The 3,198-nt window shown below is 48.2% G+C and carries 3 protein-coding genes; 1 reads left to right on the top strand and 2 read right to left on the bottom strand.

Annotation, left to right across the window (positions count from 1 at the left end; genetic code table 11):
- On the bottom strand, window positions 1-1,502 hold a 1,502-nt coding region (gene ilvD, locus RMO52_RS13240; protein ID WP_310414903.1), incomplete at its 3' end, for a dihydroxy-acid dehydratase.
- Window positions 1,503-1,727: 225 nt separating this feature from the next.
- On the opposite strand from ilvD, the gene RMO52_RS13235 reads away from it, so the two are divergent.
- Entirely contained in the window at window positions 1,728-2,450 is a 723-nt protein-coding gene (locus tag RMO52_RS13235; RefSeq protein WP_310414899.1) for a 1-acyl-sn-glycerol-3-phosphate acyltransferase, read from the top strand.
- 121 nt (window positions 2,451-2,571) lie between these two features.
- On the opposite strand, the gene RMO52_RS13230 is transcribed toward RMO52_RS13235, so the two are convergent.
- Complete coding sequence (locus tag RMO52_RS13230) at window positions 2,572-3,018, bottom strand: anti-sigma regulatory factor (RefSeq protein WP_310414896.1); 447 nt, start codon at window positions 3,016-3,018, stop codon at window positions 2,572-2,574.
- Window positions 3,019-3,198: the final 180 nt, after the last annotated feature.

Here is a 3,198-nt window from a genome sequence, read left to right as displayed (position 1 = left end):
TCGCCTTCATGTACTAGTGCGATCGTACCGCCGACGTAGGCTTCAGGCGCGACGTGTCCGACTACCATGCCGTAGGTACCGCCAGAGAACCGTCCATCGGTAATCAGCGCGACGCTATCGCCCAAGCCAGCACCGATAATTGCTGAAGTAGGGGCGAGCATTTCTCGCATTCCGGGGCCACCTTTAGGGCCTTCAGAGCGGATGACGATAATGTCTCCCGCGACAATTTTTCCGGCAAGGATCGCATCTAGACAATCTTCTTCAGATTCAAAGACGCGGGCGGGGCCAGTAATTACGGGTTTTTTGACTCCAGTAATTTTGGCGACTGCGCCTTCGGTGGCGAGATTGCCTTTAAGGATGGCGAGGTGTCCTTGCGCGTACATGGGGTTGTCCCACTGGCGGATCACATCCTGGTCGGCGCGGGGGGTGCTGGGCACATCGGCGAGGACTTCGGCGACGGTTTGACCGCTGATGGTGAGCGCGTCGCCGTGGAGTAAGCCCTGCTCTAGTAAAATTTTCATCACTTGGGGAATCCCGCCAGCTTGATGTAAATCGGTGGCGACATATTTACCGGAAGGTTTGAGATCGCAAATTACGGGAACCTTACCGCGAATCGCTTCAAAATCATCGATCGACAAGGGGACGCCGATCGTTCGAGAGATGGCTAGCAGGTGCAAGACGGCATTGGTAGAGCCACCGACTGCCATGATGACCGCGATCGCATTTTCAAAGGCTTTCCTGGTCAATATTTGGGCGGGTAAAATCTGCTTTCTAACGGCTTCGACAAGGACGTAAGCAGATTTTTCGGCACTGATGGCTTTTTCTTCATCTTCAGCCGCCATCGTGGAGGAGTAGGGAATGCTCATGCCCATTGCTTCAATGGCAGATGACATGGTATTAGCTGTAAACATCCCGCCGCAGGAACCCGCACCAGGGCAAGCTTTTTGCTCGATCGCGGTGAGTTCGGCTTCGTCGATTTTACCCGCGCTAAATTGACCGACGGCTTCAAAGGAACTGACGACGGTAAGATCCTTTCCATTATGATGTCCGGGCTTAATCGTCCCCCCATAAACAAAAATCGACGGGATATTCAGCCGTGCGATCGCAATCATCGCCCCTGGCATATTTTTATCACATCCACCGATCGCCAGCACCGCATCCAAACTCTGCCCGTTACAGACAGTTTCGATCGAGTCGGCAATTACTTCCCGCGATACTAAGGAGTATTTCATCCCTTCGGTACCCATCGAAATCCCATCGCTGATCGTAATCGTCCCAAACATCTGGGGCATCGATCCCGCCGCTCTAAGTGCAGCCTCAGCGCGGAGTGCGAGTTTATTAATTCCCATATTGCACGGGGTAATCGTACTATAACCATTTGCCAATCCGACGATCGGCTTGGTAAAATCATTATCCCCAAATCCCACCGCTCTGAGCATCGCCCGGTTGGGAGAGCGTTGTACGCCCTGAGTAATAGCTTGACTGCGTTTGTTATCTGACATAAATTTTTTTTAAACTCGATCTTCCCAGAAACGGCTGCACTTTCGCGCTATTCTCTTTTGACGGCTTCTGTTAGTGTCTATCTATTCTACGGGGTATTTGAATCCACAGAGGCAAATTAACAACTTAATTTGTGGCACTTAAATAACTGTCACGTAAATTTTCGAGATCGCTCTCCCATTTGGGTAAAGTAGGAATATCTGAATCGATCGCATCCTTTAACTGCTATGACTGGCTCCGAACTCACCAATCCTAAATCCGACAATCCTCCGCTCCACTCCAGTCAACCCGTCCAATCGCGAGTCTCGCCGTGGTTGACCAAAATTATTCATCCCCTCGGTCGATATATCGTGCTTCCTGGCTTCTTTCGCGAGATTGAAATCCGAGGCACAGAATATACTCCCCACACAGGTGCTGTAATTCTCGCACCCACTCATCGGACAAGATGGGATGCACTGCTGATTGCCTATGCCATTGGGCCGTATGTCACGGGTAGAAGTTCGAGAATTATGGTAAGTGTAGATGAAATGAAAGGAATTCAAGGCTGGTTCTTGCGAAGATTGGGGTGCTTTGAGATCGATACCACCAAGCCCAGTCCAGCCGTTATTCGTCATAGTATCGAGTTGCTCCATCAAGGCGAAATGCTCACAATTTTCCCTGAAGGTAATCTCATTCGCGATCGAGTGTTGCATCCGATTAAGGAAGGGTTGACTCGGATTGCTACGCAAGCGGTATCATTAAAGCCAGATCTAGACCTCAAGATTATTCCAATTAATCTCGACTATGAGCATCCCTATCCCAAATTTGGCGATCGCGTTACCATCGAACTTGGCAAACCACTACAGGTAAACGACTATCAACAATTTTCTAGTAAAACTGGTGCTAAAAAACTCCATCAAGACCTCGTTCGATCTCTCGAAGAATTAACGGCATCGTCTAAGTATCAATAATTGGATGCAAAAGTCTTCGCCAAATTCAATCTAGAATAGTTTCATCTATTTTGCCGACTGTCTATGATTGCCTCCCCACAGTCCAACTAGCTGAGCCAAAGCCTTAGTCTAAGCTGCTTGACTAGAGTAATGCTGGTTCGCGGTCGAGCTGACAATATAATTGCTTACATAGTGATATTTCTGTTCCTTTGCGATTCCATACTACTCGATCGAAGATTTGATGTAATAGGAACATGCCGCGCCCTGACTCTGATTCTACTTGCGGTAATAAATCTACAGGCTGTTCTTGGCGACTGCGTTCGGGTGGCTGAAATCCACCGCCTTCATCTGAGATAATCCACCAATATGCCCCCTCTTCAAAACAAAAACGGACAATAACCTGCTTGCGGGGGTCGAGGTTATTTCCGTGTTTAGCAGCGTTTACCAACGCCTCTTGGAGTCCTAATCTAATTTCTGCGTGCCATTTACCAGGGACTTTCGACAATAGATTGTCGAGGATCGGACAGAGAAAAAGTGTCGATGCAAAGCTCACTTTGTCCCACTCAGACTTCACTGGACTTAATACCATAGCAACCCTTTAATCCTCATAAAGCACTTTTGCCGGATTACAATCGCATACTGCTCGAAAAGAACAGTGTGACTCTCGCTTGCGAAGTACCATTCCATTCATTCAGAGTAAATACTCCTTTTGATAGATGGCTTTTATCTCCACATTTACCATTGTAATGAAAATTTTTTGGTTAGTCCA

It is taken from the genome of Chamaesiphon sp. OTE_8_metabat_110 (assembly GCF_031382685.1).
In the GTDB taxonomy this organism is placed as follows: Bacteria; Cyanobacteriota; Cyanobacteriia; order Cyanobacteriales; family Chamaesiphonaceae; genus Chamaesiphon.
Note: the sequence above shows the minus strand (reverse complement) of the source record. Positions and strands in the feature narration are given on the sequence as shown.

Excerpts from the sequence above, each read along its gene's own strand:
- RMO52_RS13235 (WP_310414899.1), top strand. The coding sequence starts at position 1,728 with ATGACTGGCTCCGAACTCACCAATCCTAAATCCGACAATCCTCCGCTC.
- RMO52_RS13230 (WP_310414896.1), bottom strand. The coding sequence starts at position 3,018 with ATGGTATTAAGTCCAGTGAAGTCTGAGTGGGACAAAGTGAGCTTTGCA.